The sequence below is a fragment of the Streptococcus constellatus subsp. constellatus genome, from assembly GCF_023167545.1.
Classification (GTDB): domain Bacteria; phylum Bacillota; class Bacilli; order Lactobacillales; family Streptococcaceae; genus Streptococcus; species Streptococcus constellatus.
Window position 1 is genome coordinate 1,708,425 of record NZ_AP014647.1, and the last position, 16,170, is coordinate 1,724,594.

7 protein-coding genes, 13 tRNA genes, 3 rRNA genes and 3 pseudogenes are annotated in these 16,170 nt (G+C 43.4%); 4 read left to right on the plus strand and 22 right to left on the minus strand.

All coding sequences use genetic code 11. The annotated features are described in order from the left end of the window. Nucleotides 1–333: 333 nt before the first annotated feature. From gltX to SCSC_RS08375, 5 genes and pseudogenes are all read right to left on the minus strand, one after another. Nucleotides 334–1,791, minus strand: a complete 1,458-nt coding sequence (gltX, locus tag SCSC_RS08355; RefSeq protein WP_006270599.1) for a glutamate--tRNA ligase — start codon at nucleotides 1,789–1,791, stop codon at nucleotides 334–336. Nucleotides 1,792–2,028: 237 nt separating this feature from the next. Then, nucleotides 2,029–3,447, minus strand: a complete 1,419-nt coding sequence (gene radA / locus SCSC_RS08360) for a DNA repair protein RadA (RefSeq protein WP_100207697.1) — start codon at nucleotides 3,445–3,447, stop codon at nucleotides 2,029–2,031. Next, complete coding sequence (locus tag SCSC_RS08365; protein WP_006270612.1) at nucleotides 3,407–3,850, minus strand: dUTP diphosphatase; 444 nt, start codon at nucleotides 3,848–3,850, stop codon at nucleotides 3,407–3,409. The genes radA and SCSC_RS08365 overlap by 41 nt, the downstream gene beginning before the upstream one ends. Nucleotides 3,851–3,943: 93 nt before the next feature. After that, nucleotides 3,944–4,978, minus strand: coding sequence for a S66 family peptidase (locus SCSC_RS08370; RefSeq protein WP_006270610.1), 1,035 nt, complete (start codon nucleotides 4,976–4,978; stop codon nucleotides 3,944–3,946). Nucleotides 4,979–5,196: 218 nt separating this feature from the next. Next, a pseudogene (locus SCSC_RS08375) lies at nucleotides 5,197–5,376 on the minus strand (gamma-glutamyl-gamma-aminobutyrate hydrolase family protein); the annotation flags it as partial. 84 nt (nucleotides 5,377–5,460) lie between these two features. Here SCSC_RS08375 and SCSC_RS08380 point away from each other — a divergent pair. Together SCSC_RS08380 and galU are read left to right on the plus strand one after the other, a co-directional pair. After that, on the plus strand, nucleotides 5,461–6,477 hold the full coding sequence (locus SCSC_RS08380; protein ID WP_006270605.1) for an NAD(P)H-dependent glycerol-3-phosphate dehydrogenase: 1,017 nt from the start codon (nucleotides 5,461–5,463) through the stop codon (nucleotides 6,475–6,477). Nucleotides 6,478–6,504: 27 nt separating this feature from the next. Further along, nucleotides 6,505–7,404, plus strand: coding sequence for a UTP--glucose-1-phosphate uridylyltransferase GalU (galU, locus tag SCSC_RS08385; RefSeq protein WP_006270607.1), 900 nt, complete (start codon nucleotides 6,505–6,507; stop codon nucleotides 7,402–7,404). A gap of 379 nt (nucleotides 7,405–7,783) precedes the next feature. On the opposite strand, the pseudogene SCSC_RS08390 reads toward galU, so the two are convergent. Then, a pseudogene (locus SCSC_RS08390) lies at nucleotides 7,784–8,735 on the minus strand (DDE-type integrase/transposase/recombinase). A gap of 161 nt (nucleotides 8,736–8,896) precedes the next feature. Between SCSC_RS08390 and SCSC_RS08395 the strand changes: the two are divergent. Both SCSC_RS08395 and SCSC_RS08400 read left to right on the plus strand, forming a co-directional pair. Beyond that, nucleotides 8,897–9,265, plus strand: a pseudogene (locus SCSC_RS08395) (type II toxin-antitoxin system RelE/ParE family toxin). Continuing rightward, nucleotides 9,252–9,527 (plus strand): helix-turn-helix domain-containing protein, encoded by a 276-nt coding sequence (locus tag SCSC_RS08400; RefSeq protein WP_006270606.1) that lies wholly within the window; start codon nucleotides 9,252–9,254, stop codon nucleotides 9,525–9,527. The pseudogene SCSC_RS08395 and the gene SCSC_RS08400 overlap by 14 nt, the downstream one beginning before the upstream one ends. Before the next feature lie 153 nt (nucleotides 9,528–9,680). On the opposite strand, the gene SCSC_RS08405 is transcribed toward SCSC_RS08400, so the two are convergent. The 16 genes from SCSC_RS08405 to SCSC_RS08480 form a co-directional block, all read right to left on the minus strand. Then, nucleotides 9,681–9,764 (minus strand) — tRNA-Leu (locus SCSC_RS08405). An 8-nt stretch (nucleotides 9,765–9,772) separates the two neighbouring features. After that, nucleotides 9,773–9,844 (minus strand) — tRNA-Gln (locus tag SCSC_RS08410). Between the two features lie 13 nt (nucleotides 9,845–9,857). After that, nucleotides 9,858–9,930, minus strand: a tRNA-His gene (locus SCSC_RS08415). A 12-nt stretch (nucleotides 9,931–9,942) separates the two neighbouring features. Further along, nucleotides 9,943–10,013, minus strand: a tRNA-Trp gene (locus SCSC_RS08420). A gap of 6 nt (nucleotides 10,014–10,019) precedes the next feature. Then, nucleotides 10,020–10,100, minus strand: a tRNA-Tyr gene (locus SCSC_RS08425). A 14-nt stretch (nucleotides 10,101–10,114) separates the two neighbouring features. Then, nucleotides 10,115–10,187, minus strand: a tRNA-Phe gene (locus tag SCSC_RS08430). A 6-nt stretch (nucleotides 10,188–10,193) separates the two neighbouring features. Then, a tRNA-Met gene (locus tag SCSC_RS08435) sits at nucleotides 10,194–10,267 on the minus strand. 12 nt (nucleotides 10,268–10,279) lie between these two features. After that, nucleotides 10,280–10,369 (minus strand) — tRNA-Ser (locus SCSC_RS08440). 8 nt (nucleotides 10,370–10,377) lie between these two features. Beyond that, nucleotides 10,378–10,449 (minus strand) — tRNA-Glu (locus SCSC_RS08445). 15 nt (nucleotides 10,450–10,464) lie between these two features. Then, nucleotides 10,465–10,538, minus strand: a tRNA-Ile gene (locus tag SCSC_RS08450). Nucleotides 10,539–10,573: 35 nt separating this feature from the next. Further along, nucleotides 10,574–10,644: transfer RNA gene (locus SCSC_RS08455), tRNA-Gly, on the minus strand. 8 nt (nucleotides 10,645–10,652) lie between these two features. Beyond that, nucleotides 10,653–10,725, minus strand: a tRNA-Val gene (locus SCSC_RS08460). A 105-nt stretch (nucleotides 10,726–10,830) separates the two neighbouring features. Then, nucleotides 10,831–10,946, minus strand: a 5S ribosomal RNA gene (rrf, locus tag SCSC_RS08465). A gap of 251 nt (nucleotides 10,947–11,197) precedes the next feature. Next, a 23S ribosomal RNA gene (locus SCSC_RS08470) occupies nucleotides 11,198–14,100 on the minus strand. A gap of 190 nt (nucleotides 14,101–14,290) precedes the next feature. Continuing rightward, nucleotides 14,291–14,363, minus strand: a tRNA-Ala gene (locus SCSC_RS08475). A 56-nt stretch (nucleotides 14,364–14,419) separates the two neighbouring features. After that, nucleotides 14,420–15,975: ribosomal RNA gene (locus SCSC_RS08480) — 16S ribosomal RNA — on the minus strand. The 16S, 23S and 5S rRNA genes sit together here with 13 tRNA genes alongside, the layout of an rRNA operon. Between the last annotated feature and the right edge of the window lie 195 nt (nucleotides 15,976–16,170).

Sequence of the window (16,170 nt, forward strand, 5' to 3'; positions counted from 1 at the left end):
GATAATAAAAAACATGAAATGAATACTCTAATCTAAGCATAGCTCTTTTTTCTTTATTTAATGAATCAAATCCATCCCAGATGCCAAAATTTAATGACAGAATCTGGGTACTTCGTCTGCTAACTTTCCTTCAAATAGCACTTTTAAATTTGCGTTTTTATCCAGTTGTAACAAGTTGGATTAATTCCTGAGTAGTCATTTAAGTAGCTAATATAGGCCTTTTTTTACTTTAATTTAGTATTAAAAATTATTATATCATAAAATCAAGTATTTCATCATATAGAAAGCAAAAACACCACAAAGTTCAAATATTGTGATGTTTTTTTAGTTAACTTATTGAATATGTTTCAGCATCTTCTCAATATGCTCAATGGACTTTTCACGTCCAAGCAGATAAATGGTATCTGGTAATTCTGGTCCGTGCATTTCGCCCGAAACAGCGATTCGGATTGGCATAAAGAGATTTTTACCTTTGATACCCGTTTCTTTTTGCACTGCCTTGATTTGCGGGAAGATATTTTCTGATTTGAAGTCTTCATCACTCATAGCTTCCATTTTTTCTTTGAATGCTTTCAAAACAATCGGTACCGTTTCGCCTGACATAAACTCTTTTTCATTTTCTGTTAGCTCTGGGAAATCTTCAAAGAAGAGGTCTGTGAGCGGTACGATTTCATCAACAGATTTCATCTGTGGTTTGTAGAGTGCGACCAATTTCTCAGCCTTATCTGTTAAACGACCAGCTACATCCAAATAAGGTTTTGCCATCTCAAAAATGGTTTCAAAATCCGCATTTTTAATGTATTCATTGCTCATCCAATCTAATTTCTTTTGGTCAAAGGCAGCCGGAGACTTACTGAGACGATGTTCATCAAAGAGTTGGATCAATTCTTCGCGAGAGAAAATTTCATTTTCACCGCCAGGATTCCAACCAAGGAGAGCAATAAAGTTAAACACTGCTTCTGGTAGGTAGCCTTTTTTACGGTAATCTTCGATAAATTGAAGTGTATTCGTATCACGTTTTGACAATTTTTTGCCTGTCTCCGAATTGATAATCAAGGTCATGTGACCAAATTGCGGTGCTTCCCAACCAAGTGCTTCATAAACCATGAGCTGCTTAGGTGTGTTAGCAATATGGTCATCTCCACGGATAACGTGTGAAATTTCCATTAAGTGATCATCAATAACAACGGCAAAGTTGTATGTTGGATAACCATCTTTTTTCTGGATAACCCAATCACCACCGATGTTGCCACCTTCAAATTCAATCTCACCTTTAACAAGATCATTCCACTTGTAAATACCAGATTCATTGACTGCAAGACGGACTGTTGGAACGATTCCTTTAGCTTCACGCTCTGCGATATAAGCTACTTTTTCATCTTCAGACATTCCTAGATATTCATTGATGTAACGAGGCGTTTCTCCAGCAGCTTCCTGCCGTTCACGCTCTGTAGCTAATTCTTCTTCCGTTACGTATGATTTGTAAGCCAAGCCTTTTTCGAGCAACTCATTGATATAACCTTGATAAATATCCAAACGTTCAGATTGGCGGTATTTTTCATGCGTTTCTGGACTTTCATCCCATTCAATCCCTAACCAGCGAAGATTTTCCAGCTGCGAACGCTCCCCGTCTTTGACATGACGCTTGCGGTCTGTATCTTCGATCCGAATAATAAACGTACCACCGTAGTGACGAGCATAAAGATAATTAAAGAGCGCAGTCCGCGCATTTCCGATGTGTAACAGTCCCGTTGGACTTGGTGCGTAGCGCACACGAATTTTATTCGCCAATTTCATTTCTCCTAATGTTTATCTTAAATTTCTAACAGGAAAACCCTGTTTCTATTTTAAACGTTACTATTATACCACAAGTTGTCGAAAAGAAATAACAGAAGCGATGAAACTTTATTATTCTTCGAATCATTTACAGAAGATGAGCGAAAAACAAACTTTCTCTACAGAATTTCCTTAGCAATATAGAAACCGTCGCCTATCTCACCTATCAATTCAATGTTCAGTTACACTTACTTACCCAAACACCTTCTTCAATACTTCACCAATCGTTGTCACACCAATAACTTCAGTCTTTTCGGGAATATTCAATCCGTTCAAAGAGTTTTTAGGAACATAAATTTTTGTGAAGCCTAACTTAACAGCTTCGTTGATGCGCTGCTCAATGCGATTGACACGGCGGATTTCGCCTGTCAGACCAATTTCGCCAATATAACATTCTTGAGGGTTGGTTGGCTTTTCCTTATAACTGGAAGCAATGGCTACCGCTACTGCTAAATCAATAGCAGGCTCATCTAAGCGCACACCACCAGCTGATTTGAGATAAGCATCTTGATTTTGCAGAAGGAGCCCTGCTCGTTTTTCCAGAACAGCCATGATGAGGCTGGCTCGGTTAAAGTCTAGACCAGTCGTGGTTCGCTTGGCATTGCCGAACATGGTCGGTGTCACCAAAGCCTGTACCTCTGCTAAAATCGGCCGCGTTCCTTCCATGGTCACGACGATGGATGAGCCGGTCGCGCCGTCCAGCCGCTCTTCCAGAAAGACTTGGCTGGGGTTGATAACCTCAACTAGCCCGCCAGATTGCATTTCAAAAATGCCAATCTCATTGGTTGAGCCAAAGCGGTTCTTGACTGCTCTCAAGATACGGAAAGTGTGCTGACGTTCGCCCTCAAAATAAAGCACTGTGTCCACCATGTGCTCTAGCGTTCGGGGGCCAGCTAAGGTTCCTTCCTTGGTCATGTGACCAACGATAAAGGTCGCGATATTATTGGTCTTGGCCAGCTGCATGAGCTCAGCTGTCACCTCTCGCACTTGCGAAACCGACCCCTGCACACTGGAAATTTCTGGCGATAGAATCGTCTGAATGGAATCTACAATCAAAAAATCTGGTTTAATTTTTTCAATCTCAGCACGAATACTCTGCATATTGGTCTCAGCATAGAGATAAAACTCACTGTCAATATCCCCTAAACGTTCCGCGCGCAGCTTAATCTGCTCGGCAGACTCTTCCCCACTGACATACAATACCGTTCCCTTGTGAGAGAGTTGGGTCGAAACCTGCAATAAAAGGGTAGATTTCCCAATGCCTGGGTCTCCTCCGATTAGAACTAAACTTCCTGGCACCACGCCACCGCCCAAGACGCGGTTAAATTCATCCATATCTGTCTTGGTACGGTTGACATTGATAGAAGTCACCTCCGCTAACTTCATCGGTCGACTTTTTTCCCCTGTCAGAGAAACACGCGCATTCTTAATCTCTGTAACTTCAACCTCTTCGACAAAAGAAGACCAAGCCCCACAGTTAGGGCAGCGCCCTAGATACTTGGGGGAATGATATTCACAATTTTGACAAACAAATGTCGCTTTTTTCTTGGCTATGATAGATTCCTCTTTCTTAATGCCCAGTGCTTCCAAAACCACCTGTCCGCACACCATCTGCTTCATCATTATCAGCAAGCAAAAACGGCGCAAAGACAGCTTGAACGATACGGTCTTCCTCTTCTAAGACTACTTCTTGCTCTGTAATGTTCTGCATTTGCGCAAAGATGTGACCTTCATTTCCCGGATTGCCATAGTAATCCCCGTCAATAATGCCCACAGAGTTAATCAAAACTAATCCTTTTTTACGTGGATTAGATGAACGATCATAAAGATAAAGCACTTCACCAATCTGCATATAGGCTTTGACACCTGTTGGCACTAATTTAATCTCTTTTGGCGCAATAACTGTACGCTCTGCCACTTTTAAGTCATAACCTGCCGCATGAGCCGTCTCACGCTTTGGCAGTAAATTTTCATTTGTAAAGCTTGAAACAAGCTCAAAACCACGAATTCGCATCTTTTTCTCTTTTCTACTTTTACTTTCCCTATTATACTAAATTCGTAAAAAACACGCAAAATGCAGGTCATCTTTCAGCCTGCACTTTTTAATTTATTCTGGCTCATTCAAAAATCGAATCACTTGCTCGTTGGCATCCACCTCAGCTTTCACTCCAAAAGGAACAATTGCTCTTGGAGTAGCATGTCCAACATTTAAATTATATAAAATAGGAATATCTGTATCAATGACATCAAGCAGGATTTGTTTATATTCTCCATAATAAGTTTCATCCATTGGTTTTCCGACAAGAATCCCATTTAAAACCGTAAAAATTCCCGTTGCTTTTAAAGTCTCTAACATTTTTCGATATAAAGTTGGTTCTGGTTTTTCCTCACTGGTTTCCAACAAAAGAATTTTTCCTGCCCACTCTGAAAGACTAGGAAAGAGCTGATATTGCGCACACAATTCAATCGTATCCTCGTATCTTGTATTATCAAATATCTGATAGAGTGACTCCAAGCAACCACCTAAAATTTCTCCAGTAAAGATTGCTTTGCCTTTTAGCAATTCAAATCCTTGATTTTCATGACGAGTTCGTTTCGTTCCCAGGGCTTTTTCACTGAAATCCGTTCTCTCCTCGTACCAAACTTCGCTCGGGCGGATTTCTGAGATACTGCCTGTCGTAATCAATTCTTTGAAATAAGAAAATGTGTAAGGGAGCATATCTGTCTCTAGTTCACAAACATCAGCAAGAAAAGATTGCCCATAAAAAGTCTTGATTCCTAACTTGTGCAGCATAAGATGATTGATTGTAGTATCAGAAAAACCTAGGAATACTTTCTGATGTACAACTTTTTTTAGCTCATCATTCTCAAACAAATAAGGCAGCAACCGATAAGTATCATCTCCACCGATAGCACATAAAATCATATCAATTGAAGAATCCTTGAAAGCCTGAATCAAATCTTGCGCTCTGGACTCAGGATGATCTGCCAGATAGCCCATTCCTTTTTGTGCATGCTCTAAAAACTTCACTTCAAGCCCCAAGTCTCTCAAGCGCTTTACTCCCAAGTTCACTTCATGTTTAACAGCACTTTCTCCAATGATTCCACTTGATAAACTAACGATTCCAACGGTCTTTATCATCTTCTCTCTTCCTTAATCAATGATTTGAAATATTATAACATAAATCAGCCAAAAGCAACGACAAAAATATAAAACAAAAAGACCACCTTTTGGTGATCTTTATAGGGAGATTATTATGAAAAAGTTTAGGATTTCATCAAATAAAGTTAGGAGGTCTTCATTTGATAGTTTTATTATAGAATGATTTTCTTAAATGAAGCTTAAGACTCATTTTAAATTTATAATTCCCTCAAAAGGTACTGAAAAAATTCTAGATTTCCTTTTTCCTCATTGATTAAAAACTCTGGGTACCATTGAAGCCCAATGATACGACTACCATCTAGCGACTCAGTCGCTTCAATAATTTTAACTCCATGATAAAATACTGTTGCGTGAAAATTCGGTGCCAAATCCTTAACTTAACAATCTAAACTAATGTTAAACAAGAAATTTATCGCTTTCTATGGTAAAATAAGACTAGAAAACTCTACAAGGAGAAGAACATGGAAAAACAAACAGTTGCTGTTTTAGGCCCCGGTTCATGGGGTACTGCTTTGGCACAAGTATTAAACGACAATGGACATGAAGTCCGTATTTGGGGGAATCTTGCCGAGCAAATCACTGAAATCAACGAACACCATACCAATAAACGCTATTTCAAGGATATCGTTCTCGATGAAAAGATTACTGCCTATTATGACTTAAAAGAAACTCTTGACGGTGTTGATGCCATTCTTTTCGTTGTTCCAACAAAAGTCACACGTCTCGTAGCTAAACAAGTGGCTGAAGTATTAGACCATCCAGTCAAAATCATGCACGCTTCAAAAGGACTCGAACCCGATACTCACAAACGACTTTCCATAATTTTAGAAGAAGAATTATCTCCAAATTTACGAAGCGAAGTGGTTGTCGTCTCTGGACCAAGCCATGCTGAAGAAACTATCGTTCGTGATATTACTCTTATCACAGCAGCTTCAAAAGACTTAGAAGTAGCAAAATATGTTCAAGAACTTTTCAGCAATCACTACTTCCGTCTCTACACTAATACAGATGTCATCGGCGTAGAAACAGCCGGCGCACTAAAAAATATCATTGCTGTCGGAGCAGGTGCCCTTCATGGTCTCGGTTACGGTGACAATGCCAAAGCTGCCATTATCACACGCGGCTTAGCAGAAATTACTCGTCTTGGCGTCAAACTCGGTGCTAGTCCCTTAACATATAGTGGTTTATCCGGAGTAGGAGATTTAATTGTCACAGGAACCTCCGTTCACTCACGTAATTGGCGCGCTGGTGATGCTCTTGGTCGTGGCGAAAAGTTAGAAGATATTGAAGCCAATATGGGCATGGTTATCGAAGGCATTTCCACCACCAAAGCTGCTTACGAACTCGCACAAGAACTGGGTGTCTATATGCCAATTACTCAAGCGATCTATCACGTGATTTATGAAAGCCTTAACATAAAAGACGCCATTTATGATATAATGAATAATGAATTTAAAGCTGAAAACGAATGGTCGTAATTAGCTACTACAAAAAAGGAGGGTCATATGACTCAAGTAAGAAAAGCTGTTATCCCTGCTGCTGGACTTGGAACTCGTTTCTTGCCAGCAACCAAAGCGCTCGCCAAAGAAATGCTGCCTATCGTTGACAAACCGACTATTCAATTTATTGTCGAAGAAGCATTAAAGGCCGGTATCAAAGACATCTTGGTCGTAACCGGAAAATCTAAACGATCTATTGAAGACCACTTTGATTCAAACTTTGAATTGGAGTATAACCTCAAAGAAAAAGGGAAATCTGACCTTTTAAAACTCGTAGATGAAACAACTGGTATCGGTCTTCATTTCATTCGCCAAAGCCATCCACGCGGTCTTGGAGATGCCGTTTTACAAGCCAAAGCATTCGTTGGTAACGAACCCTTTGTCGTTATGCTAGGTGATGATCTGATGGACATTACAAACGACAAAGCAGTTCCGCTAACCAAACAGTTAATGAATGATTACGAAGAAACGCATGCGTCAACCATTGCTGTCATGAAAGTACCACACGATGACGTTTCGTCTTATGGTGTTATTGACCCACAAAGTGAAGGAGTAAATGGACTCTACAGCGTGGAGACCTTTGTTGAAAAACCAAAACCAGAAGACGCACCAAGTAACCTTGCGATTATTGGTCGCTACCTTTTGACACCAGAAATCTTCTCCATTTTGGAAACACAAGCTCCAGGTGCTGGAAATGAAATTCAACTGACAGACGCCATTGATACTCTCAATAAAACACAAAGAGTATTTGCCCGTGAATTCACAGGTGATCGTTATGACGTTGGTGACAAATTTGGCTTTATGAAAACATCTATTGATTACGCCCTCAAGCATCCCCAAATAAAAGATGACATGAAACAATACATCATTGAGTTGGGTAAGAAATTAGATAAAAAAGAGAACTAACAGATAGCAATTAGGATTGACAGTAACATCAAAAGTCTCTCCCATCATTACATTTTACTGTAAAAATAGAAATCATAACCATCCATCAATGCTCTGCGCCTCAAACATCTAATGATTTGGGTGTAGTTCACAAGCGGGTGGTTTCTTTATCTCGCATCTTTCAGAACGAGACGGACTAAAAGACATATCATGATATAAATTTAGAAAAATTATATTTCAACCTCTTTTTTATTTCTTTTCTCACTTTTTATAATTGTGATTCAAAACAAAAGAAAACATAGAAATAATGAGGATTTTCACTTGCAGAATATATGAATTGTACGTTTGTCAATGATGTGAGACCAAACGAAAGTTATCTAAAAACATGATATGGTATTCTCTACAAGGAGCTAGCTCCTTGTAGAGTTTTTCTTATTTCGATAGGTGACATCCAATTTAAAGTTTGCATAGGCAATCGATTGGATTTGTAGAGATAGCGCTCCATCTGTTTGATGAGATCGTCATAGGAATAGAACTGGAGATGTTTGTAGAATCGTTTATTGTCATTGCGATGGCTTCGTTCTACCTTGCCATTGTGTCGAGGTGTTCGAGGTTTGATACACTTATGCTCAATCCCCAACTCCTCACAAAGAAGGTCAAGCGGATGGACTTGCTTGGTCTCTCTAAAGTGTGTAAATTCAACACCATTATCTGTTTGCAGGATTTTGGGCTGATAACCAAAATGACGAATAGCCAATTTCAAAAATTGAACCGTAGAATGAGAGCTTTGCTCCTTAAAAGGATAGATAAATCGCTCTCTGGAAGCTTCGTCAATGACAGTATACTGATAGAATTTATCAGGGATAGAGCCGGTGTAACAGTGTTTTGGGACATATTTGACATCCATTTGCCATTTCACTCCGATTTCGTTCGGCGTATGGTAGGGCTTTGGTTTGTAGGCTTTTTTCTTTAGGAGCTTTGAAGAAGCCTAATTTTCTCAGGATACGAAAGAGGGAACAAGGATGTCTGTGGTAACCTTTGTTTGTTTTGAGTTTGTAGAAGATTTCAATCAGAGTAGCTTTAGGATTGCGGCGGATACACTGTTTGATCCAATTGATTTCTTCATTGGTGTGACTATTTGGATGAGGGGTCAGAGGGCGATGGGATTTGTCTCTTAGAGATTCTTTGCTTCCATCGAACCGTTTATTCCAACGCATAAGAGAGGCTTTTGAGACTTTGTATCTCCGGCAGATAAAGGCGACAGAGGTACCGTTGCGATAGGTTTTGACAGCGTGATAGCGTGTATCCAAAGTATGTGGCAGGTAGCGGATGTTTTGTGGTATACTATTCATGAGAAGATTCCTTTTTTTGATGGGTGTGTCAGAACTAATCATATCAAGGTTTCTTCTTTTTTGGTACTCAGGTCTCACATCTATTGTAACGCTACATTATTTTAATGGTTAAAGAAATATCATTTGTCTTTTTGAACAATATATGCTATCATGGAGGTGTGATGAAAAAGCTAATATTTGAGTTCTATACAAGGCCAAATGGTCATAATGAATTTGTAGAGTTTTATAAATCCTTACCACAAAAAGATAGAGAAAAACTACTGGCAACTATTACATGATACAAGAACATGGGCTATTAACTGCCCAGCGTATGGCATGGGTAAAGAAATTAAATAGTGATATTTTTGAAATTCGTTCCAAAGTATCATCTAATATTCAACGTACTCTCTACTTTCATGCTGTCGATAATAGATATATTATTACACATGGATTTACCAAAAAAATCTCAAAAAACACCCATTAATGAAATTAAAAAGGCACAAGTCATCAAAAAAGAATTTGAAGGGGAACAGAAAAATGAAAACAATTAAATTCAATGATTTCTTAAATGAACAACTTAATGATAATTCTTTTAATGAGGGCTACCAAGCTGAAAAAGCCATTTTAGAAAGTGCGCTAGCTGTTGCTAATGCTCGCTCAAAAGCAGGTCTAACACAACGCCAACTTTCAGAATTATCCCATGTTCCTCAATCAACTATCGCTCGTATTGAAAGAGGACATAACACTAGCATTGAAACTATGAGCAAATTAGCTGTAGCTCTTAAGCAAGAACTAAAAATTAGTATTGGGTAGTTAGTTTTAGAGAGAAGAAGGATAAAAACCTCTTCTCTTTTTCGTTACCTAAAATTACCATCCCCAAAAATAAACTAGAAATTTTTAGTAACTTTAAACTCAGATATTGAAAAAAAGAAAAGACAAGGTTTCTAAACCTTGTCTTTTCAACTATACCGGCGGCCGGGGTCGAACCGGCACGTCCTTGCGGACACTGGATTTTGAGTCCAGCGCGTCTGCCAATTCCGCCACGCCGGCAAGTTAAACTGGGGTAGCTGGATTCGAACCAACGCATGAGGGAGTCAAAGTCCCTTGCCTTACCGCTTGGCTATACCCCAATACTATAAAATAGGCGAGTGATGGGGATCGAACCCACGCATGCCAGAGCCACAATCTGGTGTGTTAACCACTTCACCACACCCGCCATAATTCTATACACGGGCAGTAGGAATTGAACCCACACTGAAGGTTTTGGAGACCTTAGTTCTACCTTTAAACTATGCCCGTACAAGATGGAAGGGGAGGGATTCGAACCCCCGAACCCGAAGGAGCGGATTTACAGTCCGCCGCGTTTAGCCTCTTCGCTACCCTTCCTAATATCAAACAAATGGCGCGAGACGGAATCGAACCGCCGACACATGGAGCTTCAATCCATTGCTCTACCAACTGAGCTACCGAGCCTACCTATTGCGGGAGCAGGATTTGAACCTACGACCTTCGGGTTATGAGCCCGACGAGCTACCTAGCTGCTCCATCCCGCGCTATTCCTACTAAGGAGGATGTGGGATTCGAACCCACGCACGCTTTTACACGCCTGACGGTTTTCAAGACCGTTCCCTTCAGCCAGACTTGGGTAATCCTCCGATAAATATAGTCCGTACGGGATTCGAACCCGTGTTACCGCCGTGAAAAGGCGGTGTCTTAACCCCTTGACCAACGGACCATGTTATTCTCAAAATGGGCACGAGTGGACTCGAACCACCGACCTCACGCTTATCAGGCGTGCGCTCTAACCACCTGAGCTACGCGCCCAAGTTCAAAAACTTGGTGTGAACATCTCCGTTCAAAGCGGGTGACGAGAATCGAACTCGCGACAACAGCTTGGAAGGCTGTAGTTTTACCACTAAACTACACCCGCTTAAGAAATGGGAGTTAACGGGATCGAACCGCTGACCCTCTGCTTGTAAGGCAGATGCTCTCCCAGCTGAGCTAAACTCCCTTGGAATGGAGTTTAGCTCAGCCAACGGTGAGAAACTTCGTTTCTCTTATCCACCGATTGAAATGTCGATTCCCTCTCCATTTCAACTAAGCTAAACTCCCCTTTGCTAAGCGACTACCTTATCTCACAGGGGGCAACCCCCAACTACTTCCGGCGTTCTAGGGCTTAACTGCTGTGTTCGGCATGGGTACAGGTGTATCTCCTAGGCTATCGTCACTTAACTATATGAATGGACTCGGTCAAAAGCTTCGCTTCCTCTATCTCCCAAGCCAAAACATCCACTGGATATTTCGTCCACTCAAAATTGAATAACGCTCTCAAATCGTTTCAAGCATAAACTAAACATTCTGTGTTCTCAATAAAATTGTACTCGGGTTAAATCCTTGGAAAAAAGATAAATGGTCTGGTGTTCATCGAACACTACTCCCATTCCCTATTTCTCAAGTGGATTTTACACCCTTAGTAACTAATCTAGGATAAGTCCTCGAGCTATTAGTATTAGTCCGCTCCATTGCTCACACAACTTCCACTCCTAACCTATCTACCTGATCTTCTCTCAGGGCTCTTACTGATATAAAATCATGGGAAATCTCATCTTGAGGTGGGTTTCACACTTAGATGCTTTCAGCGTTTATCCCTTCCCTACATAGCTACCCAGCGATGCTCTTGGCAGAACAACTGGTACACCAGCGGTAAGTCCACTCTGGTCCTCTCGTACTAGGAGCAGATCCTCTCAAATTTCCTTCGCCCGCGACGGATAGGGACCGAACTGTCTCACGACGTTCTGAACCCAGCTCGCGTGCCGCTTTAATGGGCGAACAGCCCAACCCTTGGGACCGACTACAGCCCCAGGATGCGACGAGCCGACATCGAGGTGCCAAACCTCCCCGTCGATGTGAACTCTTGGGGGAGATAAGCCTGTTATCCCCAGGGTAGCTTTTATCCGTTGAGCGATGGCCCTTCCATACGGTACCACCGGATCACTAAGCCCGACTTTCGTCCCTGCTCGAGTTGTAGCTCTCGCAGTCAAGCTCCCTTCTACCTTTACACTCTACGATTGATTTCCAACCAATCTGAGGGAACCTTTGGGCGCCTCCGTTACTCTTTAGGAGGCGACCGCCCCAGTCAAACTGCCCGTCAGACACTGTCTCCGTAGATGATCAACCTACCGGGTTAGAGTGGCCATAACACAAGGGTAGTATCCCAACATCGCCTCCATCGAAACTGGCGTCCCGATCTCATTGGCTCCTACCTATCCTGTACATGTGGTACAGACACTCAATATCAAACTGCAGTAAAGCTCCATGGGGTCTTTCCGTCCTGTCGCGGGTAACCTGCATCTTCACAGGTACTAAAATTTCACCGAGTCTCTCGTTGAGACAGTGCCCAAATCATTACGCCTTTCGTGCGGGTCGGAACTTACCCGACAAGGAATTTCGCTACCTTAGGACCGTTATAGTTACGGCCGCCGTTTACTGGGGCTTCAATTCATACCTTCGCGTTACCGCTAAGCACTCCTCTTAACCTTCCAGCACCGGGCAGGCGTCACCCCCTATACATCATCTTACGATTTAGCAGAGAGCTGTGTTTTTGATAAACAGTTGCTTGGGCCTATTCACTGCGGCTCAGTTAAACTGAGCACCCCTTCTCCCGAAGTTACGGGGTCATTTTGCCGAGTTCCTTAACGAGAGTTCTCTCGCTCACCTGAGGCTACTCGCCTCGACTACCTGTGTCGGTTTGCGGTACGGGTAGAATATAGATTAATGCTAGAAGCTTTTCTTGGCAGGGTGACATCACTCACTTCGCTACTAAACTTCGCTCCCCATCACAGCTCAACGTTACAGATATAAGCATTTGACTCATACCACGCCTCACTGCTTAGACGTGCTCTTCCATTCGCACGCTTGAGTTAGCCTTCTGCGTCCCTCCTTCACTCTATACTCTAGTACAGGAATCTCTACCTGTTGGCCATCGGATACACCTTTCGGTCTCTCCTTAGGTCCCGACTAACCCAGGGCGGACGAGCCTTCCCCTGGAAACCTTAGTCTTACGGTGGATGGGATTCTCACCCATCTTGCGCTACTCATACCGGCATTCTCACTTCTATGCGTTCCAGTGCTCCTCACGGTACACCTTCGCCACACATAGAACGCTCTCCTACCATACCTATAAAGGTATCCACAGCTTCGGTAAATTGTTTTAGCCCCGGTACATTTTCGGCGCAGGGTCACTCGACTAGTGAGCTATTACGCACTCTTTGAATGAATAGCTGCTTCTAAGCTAACATCCTAGTTGTCTGTGCAACCCCACATCCTTTTCCACTTAACAATTATTTGGGGACCTTAGCTGGTGGTCTGGGCTGTTTCCCTTTCGACTACGGATCTTAGCACTCGCAGTCTGACTGCCGACCATAATTCTTTGGCATTCGGAGTTTATCTGAGATTGGTAATCCGGGATGGACCCCTCACCCAAACAGTGCTCTACCTCCAAGAATCTTCATGTCGACGCTAGCCCTAAAGCTATTTCGGAGAGAACCAGCTATCTCCAAGTTCGTTTGGAATTTCTCCGCTACCCACAAGTCATCCAAGCACTTTTCAACGTGCCCTGGTTCGGTCCTCCAGTGCGTTTTACCGCACCTTCAACCTGCTCATGGGTAGGTCACATGGTTTCGGGTCTACATCATGATACTAAGTCGCCCTTTTCAGACTCGGTTTCCCTACGGCTCCGTCTCTTCAACTTAACCTCGCATCATAACGTAACTCGCCGGTTCATTCTACAAAAGGCACGCTCTCACCCATTAACGGGCTCGAACTTGTTGTAGGCACACGGTTTCAGGTTCTCTTTCACTCCCCTCCCGGGGTGCTTTTCACCTTTCCCTCACGGTACTGGTTCACTATCGGTCACTAGGGAGTATTTAGGGTTGGGAGATGGTCCTCCCAGATTCCGACGAGATTCCACGTGTCTCGCCGTACTCAGGATCCTGCTAGGTATAAAGACTATTTTAAATACGAGGCTCTTACTCTCTCTGGCAACCTTTCCCAAGGTCTTCTTCTATAATCTTTACGTCCACTTCGCAGTCCTACAACCCCGAAGAGTAAACTCTTCGGTTTGCCCTCCTGCCCTTTCGCTCGCCGCTACTTAGGCAATCGCTTTTGCTTTCTCTTCCTGCAGCTACTTAGATGTTTCAGTTCACTGCGTCTTCCTCCTCATATCCTTAACAGATATGGGTAACAGGTAGTACCTGTTGGGTTCCCCCATTCGGACATCCCTGGATCTACGCTTACTTACAGCTCCCCAAGGCATTTCGTCGTTTGTCACGTCCTTCTTCGGCTCCTAGTGCCAAGGCATCCACCGTGCGCCCTTACTAACTTAACCTTATTTTGACCTTTCAGTCATAAACTCATTAATATTCACAGCGTTTCGGTTTATTTTCTTGTTACTATTTGATATCGTTATTCAATTTTCAATGGGCTAATTAGGTTCGTGTTCAACTTCTTTACCCGTTGAACACCTATCCTATCTTATCTAGTTGAACAAGAATCTCATTTCTTTGCATCCTAGATAATGGAGCCTAGCGGGATCGAACCGCTGACCTCCTGCGTGCAAAGCAGGCGCTCTCCCAGCTGAGCTAAGGCCCCACAAGACCTCTCAAAACTAAACAAAACGAACTCAATGGCTTCCGATTTTTCCTTAGAAAGGAGGTGATCCAGCCGCACCTTCCGATACGGCTACCTTGTTACGACTTCACCCCAATCATCTATCCCACCTTAGGCGGCTGGCTCCTTACGGTTACCTCACCGACTTCGGGTGTTACAAACTCTCGTGGTGTGACGGGCGGTGTGTACAAGGCCCGGGAACGTATTCACCGCGGCGTGCTGATCCGCGATTACTAGCGATTCCGACTTCATGTAGGCGAGTTGCAGCCTACAATCCGAACTGAGACTGGCTTTCAGAGATTAGCTTGCCGTCACCGGCTTGCGACTCGTTGTACCAGCCATTGTAGCACGTGTGTAGCCCAGGTCATAAGGGGCATGATGATTTGACGTCATCCCCACCTTCCTCCGGTTTATTACCGGCAGTCTCGCTAGAGTGCCCAACTGAATGATGGCAACTAACAATAAGGGTTGCGCTCGTTGCGGGACTTAACCCAACATCTCACGACACGAGCTGACGACAACCATGCACCACCTGTCACCTCTGCCCCGAAGGGAAACTCTATCTCTAGAGTGGTCAGAGGGATGTCAAGACCTGGTAAGGTTCTTCGCGTTGCTTCGAATTAAACCACATGCTCCACCGCTTGTGCGGGCCCCCGTCAATTCCTTTGAGTTTCAACCTTGCGGTCGTACTCCCCAGGCGGAGTGCTTAATGCGTTAGCTGCGGCACTAAGTCCCGGAAAGGACCTAACACCTAGCACTCATCGTTTACGGCGTGGACTACCAGGGTATCTAATCCTGTTCGCTCCCCACGCTTTCGAGCCTCAGCGTCAGTTACAGACCAGAGAGCCGCTTTCGCCACCGGTGTTCCTCCATATATCTACGCATTTCACCGCTACACATGGAATTCCACTCTCCCCTTCTGCACTCAAGTTAAACAGTTTCCAAAGCCTACAATGGTTGAGCCACTGCCTTTCACTTCAGACTTATCTAACCGCCTGCGCTCGCTTTACGCCCAATAAATCCGGACAACGCTCGGGACCTACGTATTACCGCGGCTGCTGGCACGTAGTTAGCCGTCCCTTTCTGGTTAAGTACCGTCACTGTGTGAACTTTCCACTCTCACACACGTTCTTCCTTAACAACAGAGCTTTACGATCCGAAAACCTTCTTCACTCACGCGGCGTTGCTCGGTCAGGGTTCCCCCCATTGCCGAAGATTCCCTACTGCTGCCTCCCGTAGGAGTCTGGGCCGTGTCTCAGTCCCAGTGTGGCCGATCACCCTCTCAGGTCGGCTATGTATCGTTGCCTTGGTGAGCCGTTACCTCACCAACTAGCTAATACAACGCAGGTCCATCTGGTAGTGATGCTCTTGCACCTTTTAAACATCTACCATGCAGTAAATGTTCTTATGCGGTATTAGCTATCGTTTCCAATAGTTATCCCCCGCTACCAGGCAGGTTACCTACGCGTTACTCACCCGTTCGCAACTCACAGAATACGGTGTAGTAAACTACGGTGCATCCTGTGCGTTCTACTTGCATGTATTAGGCACGCCGCCAGCGTTCGTCCTGAGCCAGGATCAAACTCTCATATAAAGTTTGAGCTCTCACTCATTTCTGTCACTGACAGATTTATTTTTCTTTTGTTTGACGGACTGTCTCTCAACAGTCGCCTGCACATTGGTTCGTCTTGTTCAGTTTTCAAAGGTCTTTATCGCCCTCAAGCGACAACTATCTTAGTATATCACCTCCTCCTCTTCTTGTCAATACTTTTTTTCATCTTTTTTTATT

Bases quoted from the DNA above. Each gene is read 5' to 3' on its own strand.
- radA (WP_100207697.1), bottom strand. From the start codon at position 3,447: ATGGTGTGCGGACAGGTGGTTTTGGAAGCACTGGGCATTAAGAAAGAG.
- SCSC_RS08365 (WP_006270612.1), bottom strand. From the start codon at position 3,850: ATGCGAATTCGTGGTTTTGAGCTTGTTTCAAGCTTTACAAATGAAAAT.
- SCSC_RS08370 (WP_006270610.1), bottom strand. From the start codon at position 4,978: ATGATAAAGACCGTTGGAATCGTTAGTTTATCAAGTGGAATCATTGGA.
- SCSC_RS08380 (WP_006270605.1), top strand. From the start codon at position 5,461: ATGGAAAAACAAACAGTTGCTGTTTTAGGCCCCGGTTCATGGGGTACT.
- galU (WP_006270607.1), top strand. From the start codon at position 6,505: ATGACTCAAGTAAGAAAAGCTGTTATCCCTGCTGCTGGACTTGGAACT.
- SCSC_RS08400 (WP_006270606.1), top strand. From the start codon at position 9,252: ATGAAAACAATTAAATTCAATGATTTCTTAAATGAACAACTTAATGAT.